This window comes from Amedibacillus sp. YH-ame6, assembly GCF_053848845.1.
In genome coordinates, this window is the sequence record NZ_JBSPEZ010000023.1 from 1 (window position 1) to 24,475 (window position 24,475).

At 34.2% G+C, this 24,475-nt stretch carries 28 protein-coding genes; 24 read left to right on the forward strand and 4 right to left on the reverse strand.

The window, feature by feature from the left end:
- Window positions 1-147 precede the first annotated feature (147 nt).
- On the forward strand, window positions 148-387 hold the full coding sequence (locus ACWG0P_RS12990) for a hypothetical protein (RefSeq protein WP_455802080.1): 240 nt from the start codon (window positions 148-150) through the stop codon (window positions 385-387).
- A gap of 56 nt (window positions 388-443) precedes the next feature.
- Here the strand turns inward: ACWG0P_RS12990 and ispG are convergent, their stop codons facing one another.
- Window positions 444-1,508 carry a flavodoxin-dependent (E)-4-hydroxy-3-methylbut-2-enyl-diphosphate synthase gene (gene ispG, locus ACWG0P_RS12995; RefSeq protein WP_455802081.1) on the reverse strand — a complete coding sequence of 355 codons (1,065 nt, stop codon included), beginning with the start codon at window positions 1,506-1,508 and terminating at the stop codon, window positions 444-446.
- Window positions 1,509-1,609: 101 nt separating this feature from the next.
- Between ispG and ACWG0P_RS13000 the strand changes: the two genes are divergently transcribed.
- From ACWG0P_RS13000 to ACWG0P_RS13095, 20 genes are all read left to right on the forward strand, one after another.
- Entirely contained in the window at window positions 1,610-3,682 is a 2,073-nt protein-coding gene (locus ACWG0P_RS13000; protein WP_455802082.1) for a peptidoglycan D,D-transpeptidase FtsI family protein, read from the forward strand.
- Between the two features lie 53 nt (window positions 3,683-3,735).
- On the forward strand, window positions 3,736-3,885 hold the full coding sequence (gene rpmG / locus ACWG0P_RS13005; protein ID WP_455791241.1) for a 50S ribosomal protein L33: 150 nt from the start codon (window positions 3,736-3,738) through the stop codon (window positions 3,883-3,885).
- 37 nt (window positions 3,886-3,922) lie between these two features.
- Window positions 3,923-4,534: an MBL fold metallo-hydrolase gene (locus ACWG0P_RS13010; RefSeq protein WP_455802083.1), complete on the forward strand. Its 612-nt coding sequence runs from the start codon at window positions 3,923-3,925 to the stop codon at window positions 4,532-4,534.
- A 116-nt stretch (window positions 4,535-4,650) separates the two neighbouring features.
- Window positions 4,651-5,640, forward strand: a complete 990-nt coding sequence (locus tag ACWG0P_RS13015; protein ID WP_455802084.1) for an ATPase, T2SS/T4P/T4SS family — start codon at window positions 4,651-4,653, stop codon at window positions 5,638-5,640.
- Window positions 5,609-6,589, forward strand: a complete 981-nt coding sequence (locus tag ACWG0P_RS13020) for a type II secretion system F family protein (RefSeq protein WP_455802085.1) — start codon at window positions 5,609-5,611, stop codon at window positions 6,587-6,589. Before ACWG0P_RS13015 ends, ACWG0P_RS13020 begins: the two co-directional genes overlap by 32 nt.
- 13 nt (window positions 6,590-6,602) lie before the next feature.
- On the forward strand, window positions 6,603-6,905 hold the full coding sequence (gene comGC, locus ACWG0P_RS13025; RefSeq protein WP_455802086.1) for a competence type IV pilus major pilin ComGC: 303 nt from the start codon (window positions 6,603-6,605) through the stop codon (window positions 6,903-6,905).
- Window positions 6,883-7,278 (forward strand): competence type IV pilus minor pilin ComGD, encoded by a 396-nt coding sequence (gene comGD, locus ACWG0P_RS13030; protein WP_455802087.1) that lies wholly within the window; start codon window positions 6,883-6,885, stop codon window positions 7,276-7,278. Before comGC ends, comGD begins: the two co-directional genes overlap by 23 nt.
- Window positions 7,268-7,435, forward strand: a complete 168-nt coding sequence (locus ACWG0P_RS13035; protein WP_455802088.1) for a hypothetical protein — start codon at window positions 7,268-7,270, stop codon at window positions 7,433-7,435. The genes comGD and ACWG0P_RS13035 overlap by 11 nt, the downstream gene beginning before the upstream one ends.
- Window positions 7,404-7,814 (forward strand): prepilin-type N-terminal cleavage/methylation domain-containing protein, encoded by a 411-nt coding sequence (locus ACWG0P_RS13040; protein ID WP_455802089.1) that lies wholly within the window; start codon window positions 7,404-7,406, stop codon window positions 7,812-7,814. The genes ACWG0P_RS13035 and ACWG0P_RS13040 overlap by 32 nt, the downstream gene beginning before the upstream one ends.
- Window positions 7,780-8,235 (forward strand): hypothetical protein, encoded by a 456-nt coding sequence (locus ACWG0P_RS13045; protein WP_455802090.1) that lies wholly within the window; start codon window positions 7,780-7,782, stop codon window positions 8,233-8,235. The genes ACWG0P_RS13040 and ACWG0P_RS13045 overlap by 35 nt, the downstream gene beginning before the upstream one ends.
- A gap of 28 nt (window positions 8,236-8,263) precedes the next feature.
- Window positions 8,264-8,593: a hypothetical protein gene (locus ACWG0P_RS13050; RefSeq protein WP_455802091.1), complete on the forward strand. Its 330-nt coding sequence runs from the start codon at window positions 8,264-8,266 to the stop codon at window positions 8,591-8,593.
- 79 nt (window positions 8,594-8,672) lie between these two features.
- Entirely contained in the window at window positions 8,673-9,236 is a 564-nt protein-coding gene (gene efp, locus ACWG0P_RS13055) for an elongation factor P (protein ID WP_455791223.1), read from the forward strand.
- 149 nt (window positions 9,237-9,385) lie between these two features.
- On the forward strand, window positions 9,386-10,246 hold the full coding sequence (locus ACWG0P_RS13060; protein WP_455802092.1) for a hypothetical protein: 861 nt from the start codon (window positions 9,386-9,388) through the stop codon (window positions 10,244-10,246).
- Window position 10,247: 1 nt separating this feature from the next.
- Window positions 10,248-10,907, forward strand: a complete 660-nt coding sequence (gene cmk, locus ACWG0P_RS13065; protein WP_455802093.1) for a (d)CMP kinase — start codon at window positions 10,248-10,250, stop codon at window positions 10,905-10,907.
- A gap of 31 nt (window positions 10,908-10,938) precedes the next feature.
- Complete coding sequence (gene der, locus ACWG0P_RS13070; RefSeq protein ID WP_455791218.1) at window positions 10,939-12,249, forward strand: ribosome biogenesis GTPase Der; 1,311 nt, start codon at window positions 10,939-10,941, stop codon at window positions 12,247-12,249.
- A 106-nt stretch (window positions 12,250-12,355) separates the two neighbouring features.
- The gene (locus tag ACWG0P_RS13075) at window positions 12,356-13,948 is read left to right on the forward strand and encodes a peptide chain release factor 3 (RefSeq protein WP_455802094.1); all 1,593 of its coding nucleotides are present in this window, start codon (window positions 12,356-12,358) and stop codon (window positions 13,946-13,948) included.
- Window positions 13,949-14,010: 62 nt separating this feature from the next.
- Entirely contained in the window at window positions 14,011-14,208 is a 198-nt protein-coding gene (locus ACWG0P_RS13080; protein ID WP_455802095.1) for a (2Fe-2S)-binding protein, read from the forward strand.
- Between the two features lie 114 nt (window positions 14,209-14,322).
- Entirely contained in the window at window positions 14,323-15,801 is a 1,479-nt protein-coding gene (gene spoIVA, locus ACWG0P_RS13085) for a stage IV sporulation protein A (RefSeq protein ID WP_455791212.1), read from the forward strand.
- Window positions 15,802-15,900: 99 nt separating this feature from the next.
- Window positions 15,901-16,185 (forward strand): HU family DNA-binding protein, encoded by a 285-nt coding sequence (locus tag ACWG0P_RS13090; protein ID WP_455791211.1) that lies wholly within the window; start codon window positions 15,901-15,903, stop codon window positions 16,183-16,185.
- Window positions 16,186-16,851: 666 nt separating this feature from the next.
- The gene (locus tag ACWG0P_RS13095) at window positions 16,852-17,367 is read left to right on the forward strand and encodes a hypothetical protein (protein ID WP_455802096.1); all 516 of its coding nucleotides are present in this window, start codon (window positions 16,852-16,854) and stop codon (window positions 17,365-17,367) included.
- Between the two features lie 224 nt (window positions 17,368-17,591).
- Here ACWG0P_RS13095 and ACWG0P_RS13100 read toward each other — a convergent pair whose 3' ends face one another.
- Both ACWG0P_RS13100 and ACWG0P_RS13105 read right to left on the reverse strand, forming a co-directional pair.
- Window positions 17,592-18,332, reverse strand: a complete 741-nt coding sequence (locus ACWG0P_RS13100) for a type 1 glutamine amidotransferase (RefSeq protein WP_455802097.1) — start codon at window positions 18,330-18,332, stop codon at window positions 17,592-17,594.
- A 15-nt stretch (window positions 18,333-18,347) separates the two neighbouring features.
- The gene (locus tag ACWG0P_RS13105) at window positions 18,348-19,661 is read right to left on the reverse strand and encodes a MurT ligase domain-containing protein (protein ID WP_455802098.1); all 1,314 of its coding nucleotides are present in this window, start codon (window positions 19,659-19,661) and stop codon (window positions 18,348-18,350) included.
- 250 nt (window positions 19,662-19,911) lie between these two features.
- Between ACWG0P_RS13105 and ACWG0P_RS13110 the strand changes: the two genes are divergently transcribed.
- From ACWG0P_RS13110 to purB, 3 genes are all read left to right on the forward strand, one after another.
- Window positions 19,912-20,595 (forward strand): phosphoribosylaminoimidazolesuccinocarboxamide synthase, encoded by a 684-nt coding sequence (locus ACWG0P_RS13110; RefSeq protein WP_455791205.1) that lies wholly within the window; start codon window positions 19,912-19,914, stop codon window positions 20,593-20,595.
- A 115-nt stretch (window positions 20,596-20,710) separates the two neighbouring features.
- On the forward strand, window positions 20,711-21,418 hold the full coding sequence (purC, locus tag ACWG0P_RS13115; protein WP_455802099.1) for a phosphoribosylaminoimidazolesuccinocarboxamide synthase: 708 nt from the start codon (window positions 20,711-20,713) through the stop codon (window positions 21,416-21,418).
- A gap of 20 nt (window positions 21,419-21,438) precedes the next feature.
- Window positions 21,439-22,869 carry an adenylosuccinate lyase gene (purB, locus tag ACWG0P_RS13120; protein WP_455802100.1) on the forward strand — a complete coding sequence of 477 codons (1,431 nt, stop codon included), beginning with the start codon at window positions 21,439-21,441 and terminating at the stop codon, window positions 22,867-22,869.
- 37 nt (window positions 22,870-22,906) lie between these two features.
- Here purB and purF read toward each other — a convergent pair whose 3' ends face one another.
- Window positions 22,907-24,370 carry an amidophosphoribosyltransferase gene (gene purF / locus ACWG0P_RS13125; protein ID WP_455802101.1) on the reverse strand — a complete coding sequence of 488 codons (1,464 nt, stop codon included), beginning with the start codon at window positions 24,368-24,370 and terminating at the stop codon, window positions 22,907-22,909.
- Window positions 24,371-24,475 lie beyond the last annotated feature (105 nt).

Genomic DNA, 24,475 nt, shown 5'->3' on the forward strand with positions numbered 1-24,475 from the left:
GTCATGGTCTTTACCTCTTTCATATTCAGTTTTATAATTTATCACATTTTTATTAAATAAAACAAGTGTGCATATTAGATATCGTACGCTTATCTAATTTACACACTTTATTTTACACTCCCTGATAAAAGGGGAGGTTATATATTTATGAAAATATCAGTATCTAAAAGAGCTTTAATTGCCAGTATTATGTTTATTACATTGAATTTGGCTTTCAATAATATACAGAAAATCCTTTGGCCATCTCTCAACCATTCAGAAATCGCATATATTGTGGAATGCATCTTAGCAGTATCGGTAGTAGCTACGATAGAGCGCCTTCTTTATGATTTTGATCCTTCTCATAATGGTGTTGTATATCTAAAAAAAGAAAAGAGTAAATTATAATTTACTTATGAAAAGAAAGACATATTCCTTCCTATTGGAGAGAACATGTCTTTCTTTTATTTTGTTGCGTTTTCAAACGCTAGTATTTCTTGTTTAAGGCGTTCTACAATCTTTTCTTGTGGGAGTTTTTCGATAACAACTCCTTTTTTTATTAATAATCCTTCGTTATGTCCGCCTGCAATCGCAATATCAGCGTGTTTTGCTTCTCCAGGACCATTTACCGCACATCCCATAATAGCAACGCTTATATCGCAGTTAATTCCTTGGAGGAAGCTTTCCATTTCATTAACGATAGGTTGCATGTCCCATGCGGTTCTTCCACATGTTGGACAAGCGATTAGATTTGGTGTGTTGTGTAATAAACCGCAACACTTTAGCAATTGTTTAACGATGGTGATTTCGTTTACTGGATCTCCATTTACACTGATACGAATCGTATCACCGATTCCTTCGTTTAACAAAGTTCCTAAAGCCATACTACTTTTAATAGCACTTCCGATATATGTTCCTGCTTCTGTTACACCAAGGTGTAATGGGTAAGGGAATGTAGTAGATGCTAAGCGATAGGCTTCGATGCATAATAGTGGGTCACTAGATTTAAAAGATAGAACGATATCATGAAAGTCTAGTTCTTCTAAAATGGAAACATGACGTTTGGCACTTTCCATCATACCTTCTGCTGTTGGCTTACCGTATTTTTCATGGATATCTTTTTCAAGGGATCCTGAGTTTATACCTATACGAATAGGAATATTACGTTCTTTACAAATAGCTACCACTGCCTCTACATTTTCTTTTGATCCAATATTTCCAGGATTTAAGCGAATCTTATCAATACCAGATTCTACACATGCAATGGCTAAACGATAATCAAAATGAATATCTGCTACTAATGGAATATGTGTTTGTGCCTTAATGGATTGAATGGCAGTTGCATCTTCCATATCAATAATTGCTAAACGAACCATTTCACAGCCGACACTTTCTAACTTTAAAATTTGATCAACGGTTGCTTTTATATCTTTCGTGCGTGTGTTGCACATGCTTTGAATCACTACACGATTTTGTGCTCCAATTTGTACATCTTTCACACGTATACTTCTTATTTCTGTCCTTTTCATGAAATCACCTCTTAAAATATTATAACAAATCTGAATTCTTTTACAATAAGGTAGCATTTTTTCACCTATATGTATTATAATATGGGACAGGAGGTGAACGCATGATACGTAATCCTTTTCGAAATTTGGATCATAAAAAATTAAGTAGAAGTTCTGACATTTTAAAATCTCAAAATGATTATTATAAAATTGTAAATAGACGTATCTTTATATTTTCGATTGTAATATGTGTTTTGTTTTCGTTTATTGCTGTTCGTCTAGTTTTTGTACAAATATATGATAAAGAATCATATACCGTGAAATTAGAGAACTATTCATCGAATACAGAAACTGATGCAGCAAGTCGTGGGCAAATTTTTGATCGTCATGGAAATGTAATTGCAAAAACTGTAGCTTCACATAACATTATATATTTTCCGCCGAAAGGTGTAACTAAGGATGAACAGTGGAAGCTAGCACAAAAATTCGCGAAACAATTTACTGTTAGCATTGATAACATGACAACTTCTGATTATCAGGATTTATATATCTTTTTACATAAAGGAAAAGATGGTGAAAAAGATGGTGGAACTAACCTTTTGAAAAAAGGGGAAGAACTATTGGAGATGGAAAAGCAAGAAAAGCTAATCCGTAGTAGAATAACAGAAGAAATGGTAAACGAACTTGCGGATGAACAAACAAAAAAATCATTTGTTGTTTATCTTGCGATGCGTAAATTACCAAGCAAACAAAATAAAGTCGTCATCGAAGATGCAAGTGAAGAAGATGTTGCTTATCTAACGGAAAACAAAGATCAGTACCAGGGCTTTAATGTGGATTTAGGTTCATGGAAACGCGAATATCCATATGGAGATACATTGCGTGATGTATTGGGTAGTGTGACAACATCCAAACAAGGAGTGCCTGCTGAATTAAAAACGTATTATGAAGCAAAAGGGTATTCTATGACTTCAAGAGTAGGACAATCTGGTCTTGAACAACAATATGAAGAGTTGTTAGCTGGAACGCCACGTGTAAGTGAAATCAACTACGATGAAGATGGAACTGCATTATTGAATGAAATCAGCTCAGGAAAAAAAGGATATGATTTACATTTAACAATTGATATTGAACTACAACAGAAATTGGATGATGTAATAACTTCAGTTTTAGAAAAATACACTGGATCAAAAGGACGTGAAGCCTTTGATCGTGCAATCGTTGTAATTATGGATCCACAAACGGGTGATGTATTAGCCATGAGTGGGAAATATGTGCAGGATGGTAAAATATACAATTATTCCAGTGCTGCATATACACAATCCTATGAGGTCGGTTCCGTAGTAAAAGGCGCAACCGTTTATATGGCTTTACAAGAGGGTGTACAAACAAGATCTAGCATAGAGGATGATGCCCCTATGAAAATTGCTGGAACAGGTACAAAATCAAGTTTTTTGAACTATGGACCAGTAAATGCTATAAAAGCTCTAGAAGTTTCCAGTAATGTATATATGTTTAAATCTGTTATTAAACTAGCTGGAGGAAACTATGTATACGATCAACCATTAAATGTTTCTAATGAGAAATGGACAGAAGTACAAAAGACAATGCGTAATTACTACTCTATGTTTGGTTTAGGTACAAAGACATTATTGGATGTTCCTAATGAAGCAATTGGATTCCGTGATTATTCTGTTGCGGGTGGACGTTTAATGGATTACTCCATAGGTCAGTATGATAACTATACACCGATTCAATTAGCACAATACGTTACTACAATAGCAAATGGGGGTAAGAAACTACAACCTCATTTGGTGAGTTATGCAACGGAAGTAAATGCTGATTATAAAGTTATGGAAAATAAGACGAATGTATTGAGTACCTTGACTGGTGATAATAGTTCTGAAAACCTTGCGACGGTACAAGATGGATTTCGTTCTTGTGTAGCTGCAGGTCATTGTGGAAATTTAGGAGGCTTGGAAGAACCGGTTGCAGCTAAAACAGGTACTGCCGAAGTTGAGTCAATTTATACGAATGCATCCTTAATTGGATTTGCTCCATATGGTGGTGAAGCGAAGGTTTCTTTCGCTTGTACAGCACCAAAATCATCAACAAATAACAGCGCTGTAGAAGCAAATATTTGTGGTTCAGAAATTATGCCTCAGATTTTAGCAGAGTTTTTCAAAAAGTATTAGCATTTTTAAATATAATATGATATAATTTTCAAGCAAGTACGAGGAGGGTCAACATGAGAGATAGAATTACATTCAAATGTGCTGATTGTGGTGAAGAAAACTACATTGGAACACGTAATAAACGTAAAAATCCAGAACGTATGCAAATTCAAAAATATTGCCCACGTTGTAACAAGAAAACCTTACATAAGGAGAAAAAATAAGAAGGGCCATGTTTGGTCTTTTTTATTAGTGAGAACGATGAAAAAAATAGATACTTTTGTTTTAGGAATGGTACAAGTAAACACTTATTTGTTATGGCAAGATTCTCATGTCATCATTGTAGATCCAGGTAGTAAGTCTGCAAAGCTTCAGGAACGTATTGATAGCAATGGTGGTATTGTAGATGCGATTGTTTTAACGCATGGACATTTCGACCATATTGCAGGCGTGGATGCATTGGCAGATAAGTATCAATGTCCTATTTATATCAACGAAAACGATGTACCATTATTAAGCAATCCTACTTTGAATTTTTCTTTAGGTGAAAAGATTGTGGTAAAGAATAAGCCTTCAGTTTTGATGCCAGGGAATATGAAGATTGGGGTATTTGATTTCTTTATTATAGATGCACCTGGGCATAGCGAAGGGTGTTCTATGATTCAATGGGATGATAATTTATTTTGTGGAGATGTAGTGTTTCAAGGAAGTATTGGTAGAACAGATTTAGCTACAAGTAGTAATTCACGCATGATGCAATCTCTAAAAATGATGAAGAATACACTTCCTGTAGATTTAACGATATATCCAGGACATGGTCCTAGCACCACTTGGAAAGAAGAGCTTTTATATAATCCATTTTTACAGTTTTAAAATTTAGTTTAAGTGAGGACATCACATAGTGGATGTTCTTTTTTTATGAAAACTTTTATGAAAATTTAGGATTTTTAGTTTTTATCTCGTATTAAGTATAGTGAGGAGGTGAGAAGGTGAAAGAAAAAATGGAACATTTGTTGTATTGGATTTTGAAACATGACGCAAGTGATGTGCACTTCATAAAAGAAGCATCACGCTTGAAAGTTTCCTTCCGTACAGTGGATGGCATGCAAGAGATTCATCAAAACGCATTTGATATTGCGCTATTTAATTACTTAAAGTATATCAGTGATATGGATTTAGCAAACAGCAATCTACCACAAAGTGGAAACTTTACATACAACTATGAAGAAAAACGCTTTTATTTCCGTTTTTCTTTGCTTCAAACGATTGATAAAGAGACCGCTGTTTTACGTATTTTGAACAATCATGGTGACATTACATTAGAAAAATTGACATCCATCCAATCACAATATCAAAGCTTTTTGAGTTGGACAAAAACAAGAAGTGGTCTAGTTGTTTTAAGTGGACCTACAGGAAGTGGGAAAACAACAACGTTACATGCAATTTTATCACGTATCGCTTCATTACATCATTTGAAGGTCGTTTCTTTAGAAGATCCGATTGAAATCTATGATGATTCTTATTTGCAGTTACAAATCAACGAACGAAACAACTTTACATATGAAGAAGGAATACGTCAATTGATGCGTCATGATCCCGATGTCATTATGATAGGAGAAATACGTGACCCTAACAGTGCAAAAATGTTACTTAGAAGTGCATTGAGTGGACACATGATATTTACAACCATACATGCAAAATGTTGTAGTGAAGCAATTAAACGATTGAATGAATTTGGATTATCTAATGAAGATTTAAAACATACGTTAACTGCGGTATGTTCACAACGACTGTATGGTTCTAAAGATAAGAAAGGAAGAGTTTGTATTTATGAAGTACTCGAAAAAGAAGACTTACAGTTTTATTTCCATAATCAAGAACTTCCAATGGAACACAAAGATATCTTTGCGCAAATCAAGGAAGCCCTCCAACAACAAAAAATCAGCTATGAGGAAGCACAATACGATTTGCCAGATTGATTTGTCATCTTGGAAATTCTTTGCGGATTTATTAAAACATGGATATCCTGCTATGGATGCACTGCGCTTTTTGGATATTACAATGAGTGGAATTGAAGAATATGTTGAACAAGGTACACCGCTTATCGATGTTTTGTTAAAGGGGCAAAAAGGAAGGTTTTACGATCACCTAAGATTCTTTGTGAATATTATGTCTTTATATGATGCGATTGATAGCTCTATTGCATTACTGGAGTTTGAAAAGGGAATTAAGACAAGATTGTTAAAGAAGTCGATCTATCCGATTTGTATACTTGTTTTTGCTTATATGCTTTTATGGTTCTTTAGTACGATGATCATTCCTCAAATGATGAGTAGTTTTTCTATGGATGATAGTTTCCAATCTTTATCCTTCTTTGTACTTTGTATAAAGATGTTCTGCATCAGTTTTGCGCTCTTATGCATATTGTTTCTAGGATTTTCTTGTTACCTTATGATGCATAAACAACTTCGTACACAAGTGTTATATAAGCTACATAAGAAATTATCCTTTTTGGTAGATTATGAATCTTATGTATTTAGCGGATATCTTATCGAAATGCAAAAACGAGGCATATCCACAAAGAATGCAATGCGATATTTATCAAGTATTCAAGCAGATTCGCTTTTTAAATATTTAATCGATGAATTGAATCAGTGCTTGATGATGGGAGAAGATTTGTTAGATGTGATTGCACATACAACTCTTTTGAATAAAACATTTATTACTACGTTTCGTATTGGTGCGACTACTTCAAACTTATGTGAATTGTTAATTACATATATGAAACAACAAGAGTATGTTTGGGATAAATATATACGAAAGATTAGTACCACGATTCAATGTATCTCGTATACATTTGTAGGATTTGTAGTATTGATTGTATACCAAATCATGCTTGTACCACTTAGTATGTTAGAACAAATGTGAAGGAGGGAACCTTATGAGAAATAACACAAAAGGTTTTACGATTCTTGAAATGATGATTGTATTATCTATTATTGCGCTAGTTTTTCTTTTGACATTACCAAATATTCAGCAAAAGGAAAAAATCATACGAACAAAAGGGTGTGAAGCTTTGGTTGAGGTCGCAAATGCACAGATTTTATTGTATGAAGTAGAAAATTTAGTGCCACCTACAAGTATTCAGGATTTAATAAGTAAAGGGTATTTAAAGGATACACAAAGACGATGTCCCAGTGGAGATATGATTGAAATCAGCAATGGAGAAGCACATGTCAAGTAAAGGGTTTACACTGATAGAAGTTTTGTTGGTATTAAGCGTGATTGCGGTTTTGGGTGTTTGTTTGCCTTTTTTAAAGGTTCAATCATCTTTGCAACTTTCATATGAAATGAAGATAATCTATCACAAACTACTGTATGCACAAGCACAAAGTATAGCGAAGAAAAAAACGATTTCTGTCGATTTCCAGGGTGATTCTTATCATATAAATAATGACTTAGAAACGTTTTCTTCTTCAATGCATTGTTCAAGTATTCGATTTCACTTTACACCGCTAGGAACGATATCAAAAGCAGGAACAATCACATGTTCACTTCAAGGATATCAAAAGAAAATCGTATTACAGCTGGGAAGTGGAAGAATCTATGTTGAATAAAAAAGGGATGATCCTTTTAGAAACATTGTTCTTTTTGCTTATTTGTATCATACTAGCACAACTTATTGTATCTTATACAAATTCTCAAGTGCATATGGGACACATAGAGAAAGGGGGATTTCAAGATGAAGAAATTCGCTCGATTCAACAACCATAAAGGCTTCACGTTGATGGAAGTTCTCGTTTCCTTATTTTGTATATCACTCATGAGTGTTTTATTGGTAGGATGTGTGCAGATTATGGCTAGATTGAGTAGTATTTCATATGAAAGTGAAGACCGTATTGCTTGTATGCAATTACGTTTCATGCTAGCACAAAGCAAAGGTTTAGTCATAGAAGGGAATACGTTACAATTCCTTTTTCATAACGAACCATTTTCTTTGCAGTTGCATAATAAACGTCTTGTGAAAAGGGAAGGATATGAAATTTTTCTAAAAGATCTTGATACAGTACGTTTTGAATATTCTCAATCATGTGTTTATATGGAATGGAGTCGAAATCATGAAACTAAAAAAGCACTTCTTACATGTGAATAATAATGGATTTATCAGTATGTATGCACTCATGATATTAAGTATCTTTTTATTATTCGCAACCATGTGTACTCAAAAGATAGTTACGTACACTTACATTAGGAAACAAGAACGTGCGATGCTCATTGATTTATATATCATCGAAAACATACAGGATAAAATACAGGAATCCAAAGAAAATGATGTAGAAGATCGTACAGAGATAAACGAACTTGAAGTAATGGATGTAGAATCAGAAGAAAAGGAGATTGAAAAAGAAGAAATAGTTACATGGGAAGGGGAATATGAAAGTACCGTGTTTTATTTTGATTGGAATAAACAACAGGTATTTGTTACTTATATGTGGGATTATGAGCTTAAAAAGGTGAATGTGCAATTGAGTGAAGAATTTTTCATTCTTGATTATGCATATGGTACACCATAAAAGGTAGACTAATCATGGAGGTGTTTTCATGTTAGCCATATTAATGAGTACAATTTTATTTGCCTTTTTAACGTTTTTGGGAAATATCTTAATGTTTGTGGATGAGAGTGCCTATTGGTTGATTCCGTTCTTTTTCATAAGTATGCTTATGATACAGTTTTTGTATCGACAACCCAATTGTCATTCACTCGAATATAAAGATTTTGTATTGACGACATTTTTAACCTTAATATTTTCTATTTTCATTCTATCCATAAACAGAGAAGTGACCTATCATGAATTTTGGTATTTCTATTTGATTACCTTTATTTCTTTGATTCTATTTGCAGATTCGAGACGATTTAAGAGTCTAATGTAGGGTTTATCACAAAATATTTGACAAATGCGCTAAATACATTAAAATATAATAGGATAAATAAAGAAAGGTGACTGTATTTATGATTAGCTCAAACGATTTAAAACCTGGTATGACAATTCAACAGGATGGAGATATTTTCACTGTATTAGAACAAAGTCAAAACAAAACCGCACGTTCTGCGATGGTTGTTAAGGCAAAGGTTAGAAACTTAAGAACTGGTTCAAACGTAGAATTATCATGGGGCGGAGGAGATAAAATCACTCCTGCACATATCGAAAAAAAAGAAATGCAATATCTATATGATAGTGATGAAGCATTGATTTTCATGGATAATGAAACTTATGAACAAATTGAAATTCCAAAAGATAGACTGAAATGGGAAATTAACTTTTTGAAACCAAACGACAATGTAAACATTTCTATGTTTGAAACAGAAGTGCTTGGTGTTATTTTGCCAGATAAAGTAGCTTTAGAAGTTGTAGAATGTGAACCAGCAGTAAAAGGTGACACAGCTACTTCTGCTAGTAAAAATGCAACTGTTGAATCTGGTTTAGAATTAAAAGTACCACTGTTTATATCTCAAGGAGAAGTGATTTTAGTAAATACTTCTGATGGAAAATACTCAGGAAGATACAAAGATTAAATAAAATGACGATAGGGAATTTCATTTTGAAACCTATCGTTATTTTTTGTTTCTAATAAAAATAGAAAAAAGTTCATTTATTAGCTATAATAAGTACCAATGATTCATTATTTTTGGTATAATAAAGCTTAGATTAGGAGGTAATTCGAATGGAAAAATTATCTAGGGTAAAAAAATTCGAAGATTTGCGTAAATCAATTGATACTGAGAATGCTGTGAGTTCTTCAGCACATGATAATATGGAGGTTGAACAGCAAGAGGTATTGAAAAAATTTGATTCTTCTATTTTGAAGAAAGTGGAAATCAAAGAGGATTCTTCTTATATTCCAGAACGTGAAAAATCTCGTGTGCAAGATAACGAGAATAAAATTGAAGATACTTTTACCAACGAATACCTTGATGACTTTATTCGTGAAGTACGCGAATATAATATCCAGAGAGGAAATCGTGAAAGTGAAGATACACAAGTAGATATCCTTTCTCAATTGAATGCTGCTAATCGTGCAAAACGTACACATTATGTAAAACCTATTCAGGAGGATCCCTCTGTAGAGTATACTTCTGGATTAAGTAGAGAAGATATTGCACTTGAAGTACAAAGTTTATTACAAGAAGAAACTGCACCAATTCAACCTTCTTCATTGGATGAAGACATCTATGCAACTACGGAGATGATTATTGATAATCAAAGTGATGTTATAGAGGAACAAGAAATTCCGGTTATTCAAAAAAAGATTATTCAACCAGTATATGATATGGAGAATACGGATGCATTTGAATCCATCCAAACAGCTCCATTACCTGATGAACACTTACATAAGAAATTAATGGAAGAAACACAACAGTTACGTGTACAGATGGATGAGTATGAAGAAGAATTGACTGATTTATCAGATGGAGTAGAAAAAAACAATAAATTATTAAACTTTATTTTATGCTTTCTGATTCTTGTTTTACTTGTAATTATTGGTTTTATAGGATATTACGTATGGAAAGGTGGAGGTTTCTAACATGCGTTTTAATATTGCAATTGATGGTCCAAGTGCAGCTGGTAAGAGTACCATCGCCAAAATATTAGCGAAAGAACTTGGTTTTGCTCATTTAGATACAGGAGCAATGTATCGCTGCGTTGGTTATTATTCAAAAATAAAAGGTGTAGATCAAAGTGATGAAGAAGCATTATCTTCTTTGATTGATACTATGAATATTGAATTTGATTCTGTAGGAAATGTTTTTATCAATCAACAAGATGTTTCAAAAGAAATTCGTGAAAACAATATTTCTATGATGGCAAGTAATGTTTCTGCGTTTCCCAAAGTACGTGAGAAGTTAGTTGCTTTGCAACAAAAAATGGCGGAAGAAAAAGGCTATATTATGGATGGTCGTGATATAGGGACGGTCGTTCTTCCAGATGCAGAGGTAAAAATCTATATGATAGCAAGTGTGGAAGCACGTGCACAAAGACGTTATGATGAATATATTGGAAAACATATAGAAGCGAATTATGATGAAATTTTTAAAGATATAGAAAAGAGAGATTATCAGGATATGAATCGTGAGACTTCTCCTTTAAAGAAAGCAGAAGATGCTTACGAAATTGATACATCTACTATGAGTATCGAAGAAGTCGTAACTGCTATTCGCCATCTAATATCTGAAAAACACTGTTAGGAGGTGGATTCAGCAGCACTGCTGAAGTAATATGATAAATGGAATTGTCGCAATCGTAGGACGCCCAAATGTTGGGAAGTCCACAATATTTAATCGAATGATCGGTGAACGTAAGAGTATCGTTGAAGATACACCTGGTGTTACACGTGATCGAATTTATGGGAAAACCGATTGGTTAACCAAAGAATTTCGCCTCATTGATACGGGTGGAATTCAAATACAGGATCAAGATTTCCAGAATGAAATTCAAATGCAAGTTGAAATCGCTATTGATGAAGCCGATTGTATCGTATTCATCGTTAGTGGTAGAGAAGGTGTCACAAGTGATGATGAATATATCGCAAGAATGTTACAGAAATCTGGTAAAAAGATTATTCTTGCTGTGAATAAAATAGATGATGAATCTATGAAAGCTAGCATTTATGAGTTTTACGGTTTGGGTGTCGGTGAACCAATTGCAGTCTCTGGAGCCCATGGTATTGGGATTGGGGATGTATTAGATGAAGTGGTACATTCACTTCCGCAACAAGGCAAAAACGAATACGAAGGAATGACTAAGTTCTGCGTAATTGGTAGACCAAATGTTGGAAAGAGCTCTTTAGTGAATGCGATTTTGAATCAAGATCGCGTTATCGTATCCAATATTGAAGGTACTACAAGAGATGCTATTGATACACCTTTCAAAAGAGAAGGAAAAGACTACGTTGTTATTGATACTGCAGGTATCCGTAAACGTGGAAAAATCTACGAAAACATTGAAAAATACTCTGTATTGCGTGCCATGAGTGCAATTGAAAGAAGTGATGTTGTACTTGTTGTTATTGATGGAGAAAGTGGTATTCGTGATCAAGATAAACATGTTGCTGGATTTGCACATGAAGCAGGTAAGGCAGTTATCATCGTTTATAATAAATGGGATACTGTTGAAAAAGATGAATTAACCATGGTGAAAATTGAGAAAGAGATTTATGCACATTTCTTATATTTAAACTATGCTCCAATTTTATTTGTATCTGCATTGAAAAAGCAAAGAATTCAAACGCTTCTACCTATGATTGATGAAGTACATGATTATTCATTGATGCGTATTCAAACCAATGTGTTGAATGAAGTCATTATGGATGCTCAACTTATGACGCCTCCACCAACACATAAAGGACAACGTTTGAAAATTTATTATGCATCTCAGGTTGCAGTAGCTCCGCCTACATTTGTATTGTTTGTAAACGATCCTGAGTTACTACATTTTAGTTATAAACGATTCCTTGAAAATAGACTTCGCGAAGCATTTAACTTCAATGGTACAACGTTACGTATTCTAGCAAGAGAACGTACAAGATAGAAAAATGATACCTATGCGTATCATTTTCTTTTGACCCTAGATTTTACATGTAAATTCATGTATAATTAACACGCATTTAGAATCGAATGAAATAGGAGGTAATATCATGGGCAATATCGTCAATGAAATTAATAGAAGAAGAACCTTCGCAATTATATCCCATCCCGATGCTGGTAAGACAACCTTAACGGAAAAGCTATTACTATATGGTGGAGCTATCAATCAAGCGGGAAGTGTAAAAGGTAGAAAAGCGAACAAACATGCAGTCAGTGACTGGATGGAAATAGAAAAACAACGTGGAATCTCTGTCACTAGTTCTGTACTACAATTTGAATATAATGATTGTTGTATTAACATTTTGGATACTCCAGGACATCAAGACTTCTCTGAAGATACTTATCGTACACTTATGGCTGCGGATTCTGCAGTTATGGTGATTGATGCTAGTAAAGGGGTAGAGGCACAGACAAAGAAATTATTTAAAGTATGTTTGTTGCGTAAAATCCCAATCTTTACATTCATTAACAAGATGGATCGTCAAGCAATGGATCCATTTGAATTGATGGAACATATTGAAAAAGAACTAGGGATACATACATATCCTATGAATTGGCCAATCGGATCTGGAAAAGAATTTAAAGGTGTCTATGAACGTGACCATAATAGTATTATTGCGTTTCATGGAGGAGACCATGGACAAAAAGCAGCGAGTGTAACTACAGGGAATCTTGAAGATGAAACATTCCGAGATATTTTAGGAGATCATTTCTTCGAAAAGTTGCGTGAAGATAGTGAACTTCTTAATATTGCTAGTACGGAATTTGATCAGTATGCTGTATCGAACGGAATATTGACTCCTGTTTTCTTTGGTAGTGCTTTGACTAACTTTGGGGTACAACCTTTCCTTGAACATTTCTTAGATATGACAACTGCACCATTACCAAGAGAAAGTAGTGAAGGTGAAATCGACCCATTTGATGAACGTTTTTCTGCCTTCGTATTCAAAATACAAGCTAACATGAACAAGGCACATAGAGATCGTATTGCCTTTATGCGAATTTGTTCTGGTAAGTTTGAAAAAGGCATGGAAGTTACTTTGATGCAACAAAACAAAAAGATTAAACTTTCTCAGCCTCAACAATTCATGGCACAAGATCGTGAGATTATTGATGAAGCATATGCAGGAGATGTTATTGGTGTATTCGATCCAGGAATCTTTTCTATCGGAGATACGTTATGTGATCCTTCCTTCAAATTCACATTTAAAAAGATCCCAACATTTGCACCAGAACATTTCGCACGTGTAACGCAAAGAGATACGATGAAACGTAAACAATTCACCAAAGGAATTACCCAAATTGCACAAGAAGGTGCTATCCAAGTATTCCAAGAAATCAATATTGGTATGGAAGAAATCATTGTTGGTGGGGTAGGGGTATTACAATTCGAGGTGTTGGAACAACGTTTAAAAACAGAATACAACGTAGATATTAAATTGGAAATATTACCATTCCAGTGTGTACGTTGGATTGATGATCAAAGCATTGATCCAAATACCTTGAACTTAACGAGTGATTCCAAGCGTGTTCGTGATTTAAAAGGAAGAAACTTAATTATCTTCATGAATAATTGGGGAATCAAATGGGCACTTGATCAAAATAAGAACCTAACCTTAACAGATGTAGGTACAGTAGAATAATATATGCGAAAGCGTATGTTATTCTTTTTTTTGTGAATACTACAAATAAGGAGGGATTTATGATGAGTGATGACGATATTATCTGCACTTGTATGAGTGTATCTGTAATGGATATTAAAAAAGCAATCGAAGCAGGAGGAAAATCTTTTCCAGAGATTCAAGAAATCACTGGTATTGGCACAGTATGTGGAGCCTGTGATGATGATGCACAAGCATGTGTAACTAGATTATTACGTGAACATAAAGAGCAAGTTCAATAGATGACCTGCTTTTTTTGTGGTTTTTATTCTTACTTTCTATAAGAATCTTTTTGAAATAGTGTCATAATCTATTCTTTCTTAACATAAGTTTAGAATGACTAAGGGAGGTAACGTATGAATACCACAGAGATTATGAAAAATATTGCGCAAAGATGCGGTGGCGATATATACTTAGGAATCGTTGGTCCAGTACGAGTAGGTAAATCTACATTCATCAAATCATTCATGGAAAAAGCAGTGATTCCATACGTGCAGGATGAATATGAAAAAGCTCGTATGATTGATGAATTGCCACAAGCAGGCGTAGGTAAAACCATCATGACTACAGAGCCAAAATTCGTACCTAATAATGCCGCAACAATCGAGTTTGATGATGGATTTAAAGTAAATGTACGATTAGTAGATTGTGTTGGTTATGTAATACCAGAAGCAAAAGGATATAAGGATGAGGATGGCATTCGTATGGTTCGTACACCATGGAGTGATGAACCAGTACCATTCAATGACGCCGCAAAGACTGGAACCCAGAAAGTAATACAAGATCATTCTACGATTGGTATTGTTGTTACTACAGATGGATCTATTTCCGATTTATCAAGAGAAGCATATATTGAAGCAGAAGCAGAAGTGATCGATGAACTAAAAGCCATTGGAAAGCCATTCATTGTTGTTGTCAATAGTGCAGATACCTCATCTTTATCCTGTAAATCTGTAGTAGATAAATTGAAAGAAAAATATGAAGTGCCTGTACTAGCTATGGCTGTCAATCACATGAATGAAACGGACATTCATGATTTATTAAGAGAAGCACTTTATGAATTTCCAGTTTCACAAATCAACATCAACATGCCACAATGGATTGCTGTCTTGAACGATGAACATTGGTTAAAAAAGAGTTTCAACGAGACTATTCAAAATAGTATGGCAAGTGTAGAACGTTTACGTGAAGTAGAAAATATCAACGGAGTTCTTGATGAAAATGAATATATCGAAAGTAGTAATCTTGCCTCTATTGATACTGGAGAGGGAATTGTAAACGTTGATATCACTGTACGTCAAGGATTGTATAATGAAATTCTTAAAGAAATTATTGGTAGTGATATCCATGATAAAGCTCAACTTATTTCACTAATGCAAGATTATAGCAAAGCTAAAAAGGAATATGACGCAGTATCCAGTGCACTTAAGATGGTGAAACAAACCGGCTATGGGTTTGCAAGTGCATCTCTTCAAGATATAGAATTAAGTAAACCAGAAATCATTAAACAGGGAAATCGTTATGGTGTACGTTTAAAAGCAATCGCGCCAAGCATTCATATGATCAAAGTAGATGTAGAAAGCTGTTTTGAACCTATCATTGGTTCAAAAGAACAAAGTGAAGAACTAATTCGTTATTTATTACGTGATGAAGAAAGCAATGAACAGGGGATTTGGGACAGTGAAATTTTTGGAAGAAAACTTTCAGATTTGATTCGTGATGGATTAAATGCAAAACTTTCTATGATTCCTGAAGCAGCTCGTATGAAGCTACAAGATATCCTTACAAAGCTCGTAAATAAAGGAAAAGGAAATGTAATTGCAATCGTATTATAAAAGCGCTTAACTTTTTGTTAAATTGTTGTTTTTTACCTTATTTATATTGAAATATACGCCTAATAATGGTATTATATAAGTATGTTGGAGGTAAATAACATGAGTGAAATTTTAAACAAAAAAGCATTAGTTGAAAGTGTTTCAGAAAAATTGGATATTACTAAGAAAGACGCTACAGTTGCTGTAGATACTGTCTTCGAAGAAATCGCTGCTATCTTAGCTAAAGGCGGAAAAGCTGATATTTCTGGATTTGGTAAATTCGAAATTAGCGAGCGTCCAGCTCGTATGGGAATCAATCCTGCTACGAAAGAACCACTTCAAATCGCTGCTTCAAAAGCTCCAAAATTCAAAGCTGCTAAAGCCTTGAAAGACGCAGTTAAATAATTACTGCTTAATTAAAATTCAAAGATAATCAAAAAGGACATCTATCAACAGATGTCTTTTTTGCATATGAATTAAAATAAGAGACAACAAGAAAAGCCCCCCCTTGAAAGAGGTCAGTGAAAACGCTATGGTTGTTAGATCTTTAACAGAGACATTATATTCCTCACAGCAAAATATCCCTAAAGGGCAGATTCATGCCACATCTTCGTGACTCTTAATATGAAACATTTCCATCTCAAATAGAATCAATATGAGAAAAATCTATAAAAAACATAAACTAAATAGCGACTATTTTTTATTTTTTAGTCTTGTTCTATATTCGTTGACATTATGAGTAGATAGTAAATATAATATGTATATAAAACAAATGTGGGAAGGAGGGATGATTTGTGATTGCATTTATGGGAGTAATTTCATACATTATACAAATAATTTTCTTGTTTTGTGCAATTGATTGTGTTTTTTATCTTAAGAAAATATATAATGAATTAAGTAAAAAAACAGAAAACAACTAAAAAAATATTTTATTGTATCATAAAATTTTAGAAGAAAAATATAAGGAGAGAATGAAATGAAAAAAAATTATTAGTTCTAATCACATCTATAGCTACAGTCACATCTTTAAATTTATCCTTAGCACCAACGTCAATTGTTGCAAAAGAAGTCTTGAAACAGCAAAACAATGATAATACTATATCTGTTGATGGAACAACCTATGTAAAACTAGATTTAAACAAATCCGAAAAACAAACCACACAATATATTGCTGACAATGGTGAAACTTACACGTTCACCTTATATCCATCAGAAGATAACCAAGTTTCATCTTCTTCAAGATTATATGTTACTGATTTTTCTCAAAGATTCGAAGCTAGATCTGCAGATACGGATGTTACTATGTCTGCTGTGTTCTCAGGATCATCAAATCCATATTTAAGTAAATTTACTGCTACACCTAGATCCGGAATTTTTAAGAGTAGTCTTCTCAAACTTGTTTCTAATATTTATGAAATAAAGCAATCCTCAGGGGATTCATCTAGTCCTGCGCATGCTGTTTATATAGCGAATTGCACTTGGACCGCGCCTACTCCATGGGGTGAACTTGGAGGAACAACAACAAAAACGTTGCATATGCTTTTATACCCAGGTCATTCTGCTAGTGTGTATGTATCTGTTCAATAAAACTAATCATGATTTGTGAATATTTGTAGTTAATCTAATAGTATAGTGAAGTAAACAATTTATTGTATAAAAACCAAAACAGATGAAATCGAATATGATGGTCATCTGTTTTTTATATTAAACAATTACTTCGCATAATGTGTATTATGTAATTTAAAGAAATCCATATTTAGCGATATAAAAAGAGAGTATGTATTGCGCTAAGGCTCACACTCTCTCATCTATCATTGAATACCCATTCTTTTAAGCATATGAATCTTAGCTTTGTTTTCTAATTCATCATCTAGTGGTGTCAAATCTTCAAAGTTGAATTCTGGATTTCTTTTCTTTAAGCTCTTATAAATTACAAAATCTGCAATTTCAGGATTTTTAGGAAGTAATGGCCCATGCATATAGGTTGCTAGAACTTGACCATTATAGAACCCTTCCCTTTTTGCATCGAAACTATTCCCACAACCACTCAACACTTCTCCTAACGGAGTTGTTACGTTCATTGTCTGTCCACCATGGTTTTCAAAGCCAACTGCAGTAATATCATGGCCGTCTAATTTGCAACGAATGGCTATATTGCCGATACATCGTGTACCATTGCATCCTGTATCTGTATAATAATCAAAGAATTTCAAACCTTCAATTTTTTCATTATCCGCATTGATATAGTATTGACCAAACAATTGATAGCCACCACAAATCAACAATGCAAAACTACCTTGATCCATAGCTTGCTTAATATTGTCTTTACGTTTTAGTAAATCATCAATAAGAATCATTTGTTCCTTATCAGCGCCTCCGCCTAAAAATAATAAATCATATTGTGATAAGTCACATTCATCACCAATGGATAAGGTGTCAATTGTGATATCGATCCCACGCATTTCACAACGTCTACGTAGTACCATCATATTTCCTTTATCACCATATAAATCCATGATGTCATGATACATCCAACATACTTTTATATTCATAGAAAGACCTCTTTCTTATTTCACATTCGCAACAATCAAGTTTCTGACTGGCTGTAAAGCTGTATAAGTAGCAATCGCATACATCGTTCCATTTGCGTTCAATAAACTTGTGACCGCATCTTGTAAGGACTCATGTAGTTCGATAGTTTCTTCATATCCACTGTATTTCAAACGCAATGCCATATCGTAACAACGAGTACCAGATACAATGATATGTTTGGTACGTTGATTCAATAATTTTTCAAAAAATGTATCATAAATCCAAGAGATATCAGTACCATCTTGGTCGTTATCATTCAACACAAGTAAGATCGTTTTTTCACTTTCATCTTCTTCAATAACCTTCATAACTTCATTGGCGCCTGTGGGATTTTTGATTAAGTTTAAGGTACATGCATGGCCATTTATCTCAAGTATCTCGTTTCTTCCTGCAGGAACTTTAATGTTTTCAAAGGCTTTTTTTGCATATTGTGGATCGATTGAAAATAGTTTACAAGCACATAATACAGCCATACAATTATACATTGTATACAAGCCACCTTGTGGTGCATGATACGTTTGTTGTTCGTATATAAATTGGCGTTGAGGAATGCTTTTTACTTCCCCTTTTACTTCCATGTTCGGTGTTTTAAAATCACATTTTGTACATTGAAATTCACCAATGTGAGAGTATTGATAAAAAGAATATTGTAAACGACTTCCACAACGAGGGCAGAATTTACCTTCACTTGCTTCCCTACTTTCTAGTACGCTGCTTTCACAACGTTCAATTCCATAATACAGTTCCTTAGCAAGTGGTGCAGAATCTTTTAAACGTACAACGTTTGGATCATTCGCATTCAATACAAGTGTTCCTTCAAAAGTATCTAAAGATTGTTCCATACGCTGAATAAGTTGTTCCATTTCTCTTGCACGATCCAATTGATCACGGAAGAAGTTTGTGACTACAAGAGCATCTACTTTCAAACTCTTTATAATATAAGGAATATTCAATTCATCTACTTCCAACACAATGGCTTCCGCTTTTACTTTTCCGCCTAATGTTGCATTTGTTAATAGAGTCGTCACGATACCAGGACGTAAGTTATCCCCTTTTCGATTACTAATTACATGCTTATTCGCATGTAGAAATGTTTCCGTAATCATATTCGCAGTTGATGTCTTACCATTGGTACCTGTCACTAGGATTAGAGGACAATTGGTTTGCAATTGATCCAATATTGTCGGGCATATTTTTAAAGCTATCTGTCCAGGAAGAGAACCTCCTCGTTTTATCAGTTTTAATAGAAATGATGAGATTTTCGTCATTGTAATGGCAATTATCTTCATATAGTTCCTCCCTTTGTCGTGTTCCTAAAACTTCCTTTTTTATTATACATGAAAATCTATAAAAAAGTTTGATATTTTATTACTTTTTATTAATATTATGGATAAGATTTTAATATCCATGTATTGTTTTACTTTATTTATTGAAAAAATGCAATTGTTTTTCTAAAAAATTGAAGAAAGTATAAAAAGTAACTAGAAATACAAAAAAATAATGATATAATATTTACGTTATTCGATATGGAGGTATATCATGAAAAAGATCTACGAAGGAAAAACAAAAGATGTTTATGCATTAGACAACGGAAACGTCATGTTAAAGTTCAAGGATGACTGTACTGGAAAAGATGGAGTGTTCGATCCAGGTGAAAACACAGTTGGCTTAACAATCGATGGTATTGGTAAAGCAAACCTTGAAACTTCTATTCACTTTTTTGAAATTTTAAACGATGCAGGTGTTAAAACTCACTATGTAGGAGCAGATGTTGAAAATGCTACTATGGAAGTTTTAAACGCAAAAGTATTCGGTCAAGGATTGGAAGTTATTTGTCGTTTAGTGGCAACAGGAAGTTTTATTCGTCGTTATGGTGCTTATATAGAAGATGGTACTCCACTTACTGGTGGATTAGTTGAGTGTACATTAAAAGATGATGATAAAGGAGATCCATTGATCACAAAAGATGCTTTAGTGGCTCTTAACATCATGTCTGATGAACAATATGAAAGCTTAAAAGAACAAACTTTAAAAATCACAAAGGTTGTTGCGGATGATTTAAAAACTATGGGTCTAGATCTTTATGATATTAAATTCGAGTTCGGATACCACAACAATGATGTTGTATTGATTGATGAAATCGCTTCCGGAAATATGCGTGTATACAAAGATGGTAAAATTGTTGAACCAGTTGATTTAACAAATATCATTTTAGGTAAATAAAGAGAATGTTAACTGCAGAAAAGAACTACTTTTTCTGCAGTTTTTCTTTGAATTTAAATTGTTGACATGGAATATACACTGCACTATAATGTTGTGTGGAAATGGAGGATATCACGTGGAACAAAAAGAAATGCTATATGAAGGTAAAGCAAAAAAAGTATATGCAACAGATGATGAATTTTCAGTAATTGTAGATTACAAAGATGATGCTACTGCTTTCAATGGATTAAAAAAAGGTACCATTACAGGAAAAGGTGCAATCAACAACAAAATGAGCAATCACCTATTTCAAATATTAGAAAGTAAAGGTATTCCAACGCATTTTATAGAAGAACTAAATGAACGTCGTACCATAGTAAAAAAAGTAGATATTATTCCTTTGGAAGTAATTATTCGAAATAAGGCGGCAGGTAGTTTCGCAAAACGTATGGGGTTAGAAGAAGGAAAAGAATTACTCTCCCCTATTCTTGAATTCAGTTATAAGGATGATGCTCTTGGAGATCCTATGATCAACGATTATATGGCATTGGCTTTAGGAATCGCAGCACAAGAAGATATTGACACCATTACAAAGATGGCTTTTCAAATCAACGAAGAGTTAAAACACATATTCTTAGAAGTAGATATTGATTTGATCGATTTTAAATTAGAATTTGGTCGATATAAAGGTCAAATCGTATTGGCTGATGAGATATCACCAGATACTTGTCGATATTGGGATGTTCATACACAAGAACATTTGGACAAAGATCGCTTTCGTAGAGATTTAGGAAATGTAGAGGATGCGTATCAAGAGGTATATCGTCGTCTACACATACAATAGAAGAGAAAGGATGTAACTACATGTACGATACATATGAAAGTCCTCTAGGGCTACGCTACGCTGGAAAACAGATGCAGCAGTTATTTTCACAGGAGAAAAAATTTCGCACGTGGAGAAAGCTTTGGATTGCGTTAGCACAAAGTGAAAAAGAATTAGGCTTATCTATTTCAGAGGAACAAATAAAGGAATTGATAGCTCATCAAGACGATGTCAATTATGAAGTAGCAAAAGAACGTGAAAAAGTAGTCCGTCACGATGTTATGTCCCATGTATATGCGTATGGCGTACAGTGTCCAAACGCTAAAGGAATCATCCATTTAGGCGCAACTTCATGTTACGTTGGAGATAACACTGACCTTATCATCATGCACGAAGCACTAGAATTAGTAAAACATAAGATTGTGAATGTTATGGCAGCTTTAAAGCATTTCGCATTAGAATACAAAGATTTACCAGTACTGGCATTCACTCATTTTCAACCAGCACAACCTACTACCCTTGGAAAACGTGCTGCTATATGGGCACAAGACTTGTTGTTGGATTATGAAGAACTATGTTTCTTATTAGAAAACAAGAAGTTATTAGGATGTAAAGGTACCACTGGTACACAAGCAAGTTTTATGGAACTCTTTGACAATGATACTGAAAAAGTAAAGAAGTTAGATCAGTTGATCGCAAATAAAATGGGTTACAAAGAGTGTTATCCTGTTTCAACACAAACATATTCTCGTAAAATTGACGCAAGAATCTTAAATGTGCTTTCTTCTATTGCACAAAGTGCACACAAATTCTCTAATGATATTCGCTTACTTCAGCATTTAAAAGAAGTAGAAGAACCTTTTGAAAAAGGACAAATCGGTTCAAGTGCGATGGCATATAAACGCAACCCTATGCGTAGTGAACGTATGGCTTCCCTTGCTAACTATGTAATCGTGGATGCCTTAAATCCAGCTATTACCGCATCTACACAATGGTTTGAAAGAACATTGGACGATTCTGCGAATAAAAGAATCAGTATCCCTGAAGGATTCTTGGCAGTTGATGGAATTCTTGACTTATATCTAAATATTATGGACGGTTTGGTTGTATATCCAAAGGTAATTCATTCACATTTGATGAAAGAACTTCCATTCATGGCCACAGAGACCATTTTAATGGACGCTGTAAAGGCTGGTGGAGATCGCCAAGAACTTCATGAACAAATTCGTATTCATTCCATGGAGGCTGGCAAAACAGTAAAAGAACTAGGTGAAGAAAACGACTTACTTGATCGTATCGCCAAAGATTCTATCTTCCATATGAATAAGGAACAACTAGAAAGTATTATGGACCCTAAAAACTTTGTGGGACGTTCTTCTCAACAGACAGAAGAATTCTTTAAAGATTATGTAGATCCAATTCTAGAAAAAGAAAAGCATGCATTAGGAATGCATGCAGATATACAAGTGTAAACTACATCGAAAGATGTGGTTTTTTTAAAGGAAGAAATTATTTTTCTTCCTCAAAGTTTAAATGATAGGATTCAACCAACTCTTTACGAGCAGGTTTATGATCGATTACTTGTTGGTATTCATATAAGCTAGTAGGATAAACACCATGAAAACAAGAAGTACATAAATTCTTCGTTTGGAATGCTACACTTAAATCTTCAACTTCTAAGAATTTTAAGGAATCCGCTTGCAAATAAGCACATAATTCTTCTTCACTCATTCTTGCGGATATCAATTCTTCGTATGTAGAAGTGTCTACTCCATAGAAACATGGGTATTGAAATGCAGGACTCCCAATACGAACATGCACTTTGTGTGCACCCGCCTCTTTTAAGAGCTGTACGATACGTTTGCTTGTTGTCCCTCTAACAATACTATCGTCTATCAAAACAACGTCCTTGCCAGCTACAATGGCGGATATCGCAGATAATTTCATACGTACACCACGTTCGCGTTGTGTTTGTGTTGGCTGAATGAAGGTTCTTCCTACATAACGATTCTTAATCAAACCAATTTCATATGGAAGACCACTCTCTTGTGCATATCCAATCGCTGCTGAAGTGGAAGAATCAGGTACCCCTACAACAATATCTGCATGTAGCGTATCTTGATCTTTCTTTGCCATTAAAATACCACTTCTTTTACGTGCATCATGTACATTGATTCCATCAATATCACTATCTGGACGTGAGAAATAAATATATTCCATTGCACACATTGCGCATTGTTTCATTTCACGATAATGATCTTTCACAATTCCTTGTGGTGTGAAACAAACCACTTCTCCTGGTTCTACATCCGCAATAAATTCAGCTGATGTTGTAAGGAATGCACAACTTTCAGAACTAATACAATATCCATCTTGTAAAGAAGCATAAGACAATGGTCTTAATCCGTTATGATCACGAATTGCAAAGATGCTGTCATTCGTTAATACCAAGGCCGCGAATGCTCCTTCCAATTTAGAAAAAGCACGTTTGATACGTTCAAGGAAAGTTCCCTTTTCTCTTTGTATTAAATGTAAAATAATTTCACTATCACTCGTCCCTTGAAAGATACTTCCTTTATTTTCTAATTCAATCCTTAAATCTTTCGCATTTACAATCTGTCCATTATGACATACAGAAAATTCACCATGATTCAAATTTGCATGAAGTGGTTGCACATTCTCCAACTCATTTCCTCCTGCAGTCGCATATCTTACATGTCCAATCGCAAGTTCTCCCATAAGTTTTTCTATGCTTTGTGTAGTAAACACTTCTTGTACCAAGCCATGTCCACGATGCGTATAAATAGCACTAGCATCACTACTAGCAATACCACACCCTTCTTGTCCACGGTGTTGTAATGCATGTAATCCATAATATGTTAAAGAAGCCGCATCTTCATTGTGATATACTCCAAACACCCCACACTCTTCATGAAGCTCATCTTGTTGGATACGATAATCATCTTCTATCATGTTGTCTAACCTCTATCTTTCTTTTATAAAAAGTACGTAATTACAATACCACAACTAGAGTATGCATTCAATATCTTACTACATATTTTTACTTGTAAGGGTTAA

Excerpts from the sequence above, each read along its gene's own strand:
- cmk (WP_455802093.1), top strand. The coding sequence starts at position 10,248 with ATGCGTTTTAATATTGCAATTGATGGTCCAAGTGCAGCTGGTAAGAGT.
- rpmG (WP_455791241.1), top strand. The coding sequence starts at position 3,736 with ATGAGAGATAGAATTACATTCAAATGTGCTGATTGTGGTGAAGAAAAC.
- ACWG0P_RS13010 (WP_455802083.1), top strand. The coding sequence starts at position 3,923 with ATGAAAAAAATAGATACTTTTGTTTTAGGAATGGTACAAGTAAACACT.
- ACWG0P_RS13090 (WP_455791211.1), top strand. The coding sequence starts at position 15,901 with ATGAGTGAAATTTTAAACAAAAAAGCATTAGTTGAAAGTGTTTCAGAA.
- ACWG0P_RS13040 (WP_455802089.1), top strand. The coding sequence starts at position 7,404 with ATGAAGAAATTCGCTCGATTCAACAACCATAAAGGCTTCACGTTGATG.
- spoIVA (WP_455791212.1), top strand. The coding sequence starts at position 14,323 with ATGAATACCACAGAGATTATGAAAAATATTGCGCAAAGATGCGGTGGC.
- comGC (WP_455802086.1), top strand. The coding sequence starts at position 6,603 with ATGAGAAATAACACAAAAGGTTTTACGATTCTTGAAATGATGATTGTA.
- ACWG0P_RS13075 (WP_455802094.1), top strand. The coding sequence starts at position 12,356 with ATGGGCAATATCGTCAATGAAATTAATAGAAGAAGAACCTTCGCAATT.
- ACWG0P_RS13000 (WP_455802082.1), top strand. The coding sequence starts at position 1,610 with ATGATACGTAATCCTTTTCGAAATTTGGATCATAAAAAATTAAGTAGA.
- comGD (WP_455802087.1), top strand. The coding sequence starts at position 6,883 with ATGGAGAAGCACATGTCAAGTAAAGGGTTTACACTGATAGAAGTTTTG.
- ACWG0P_RS13050 (WP_455802091.1), top strand. The coding sequence starts at position 8,264 with ATGTTAGCCATATTAATGAGTACAATTTTATTTGCCTTTTTAACGTTT.
- ACWG0P_RS12990 (WP_455802080.1), top strand. The coding sequence starts at position 148 with ATGAAAATATCAGTATCTAAAAGAGCTTTAATTGCCAGTATTATGTTT.
- ACWG0P_RS13110 (WP_455791205.1), top strand. The coding sequence starts at position 19,912 with ATGAAAAAGATCTACGAAGGAAAAACAAAAGATGTTTATGCATTAGAC.
- ACWG0P_RS13080 (WP_455802095.1), top strand. The coding sequence starts at position 14,011 with ATGAGTGATGACGATATTATCTGCACTTGTATGAGTGTATCTGTAATG.
- ACWG0P_RS13105 (WP_455802098.1), bottom strand. The coding sequence starts at position 19,661 with ATGAAGATAATTGCCATTACAATGACGAAAATCTCATCATTTCTATTA.
- purF (WP_455802101.1), bottom strand. The coding sequence starts at position 24,370 with ATGATAGAAGATGATTATCGTATCCAACAAGATGAGCTTCATGAAGAG.
- ACWG0P_RS13060 (WP_455802092.1), top strand. The coding sequence starts at position 9,386 with ATGGAAAAATTATCTAGGGTAAAAAAATTCGAAGATTTGCGTAAATCA.
- ACWG0P_RS13045 (WP_455802090.1), top strand. The coding sequence starts at position 7,780 with ATGAAACTAAAAAAGCACTTCTTACATGTGAATAATAATGGATTTATC.
- ACWG0P_RS13020 (WP_455802085.1), top strand. The coding sequence starts at position 5,609 with ATGAGGAAGCACAATACGATTTGCCAGATTGATTTGTCATCTTGGAAA.
- der (WP_455791218.1), top strand. The coding sequence starts at position 10,939 with ATGATAAATGGAATTGTCGCAATCGTAGGACGCCCAAATGTTGGGAAG.
- purB (WP_455802100.1), top strand. The coding sequence starts at position 21,439 with ATGTACGATACATATGAAAGTCCTCTAGGGCTACGCTACGCTGGAAAA.
- ACWG0P_RS13100 (WP_455802097.1), bottom strand. The coding sequence starts at position 18,332 with ATGAATATAAAAGTATGTTGGATGTATCATGACATCATGGATTTATAT.
- ispG (WP_455802081.1), bottom strand. The coding sequence starts at position 1,508 with ATGAAAAGGACAGAAATAAGAAGTATACGTGTGAAAGATGTACAAATT.
- efp (WP_455791223.1), top strand. The coding sequence starts at position 8,673 with ATGATTAGCTCAAACGATTTAAAACCTGGTATGACAATTCAACAGGAT.
- ACWG0P_RS13035 (WP_455802088.1), top strand. The coding sequence starts at position 7,268 with ATGTTGAATAAAAAAGGGATGATCCTTTTAGAAACATTGTTCTTTTTG.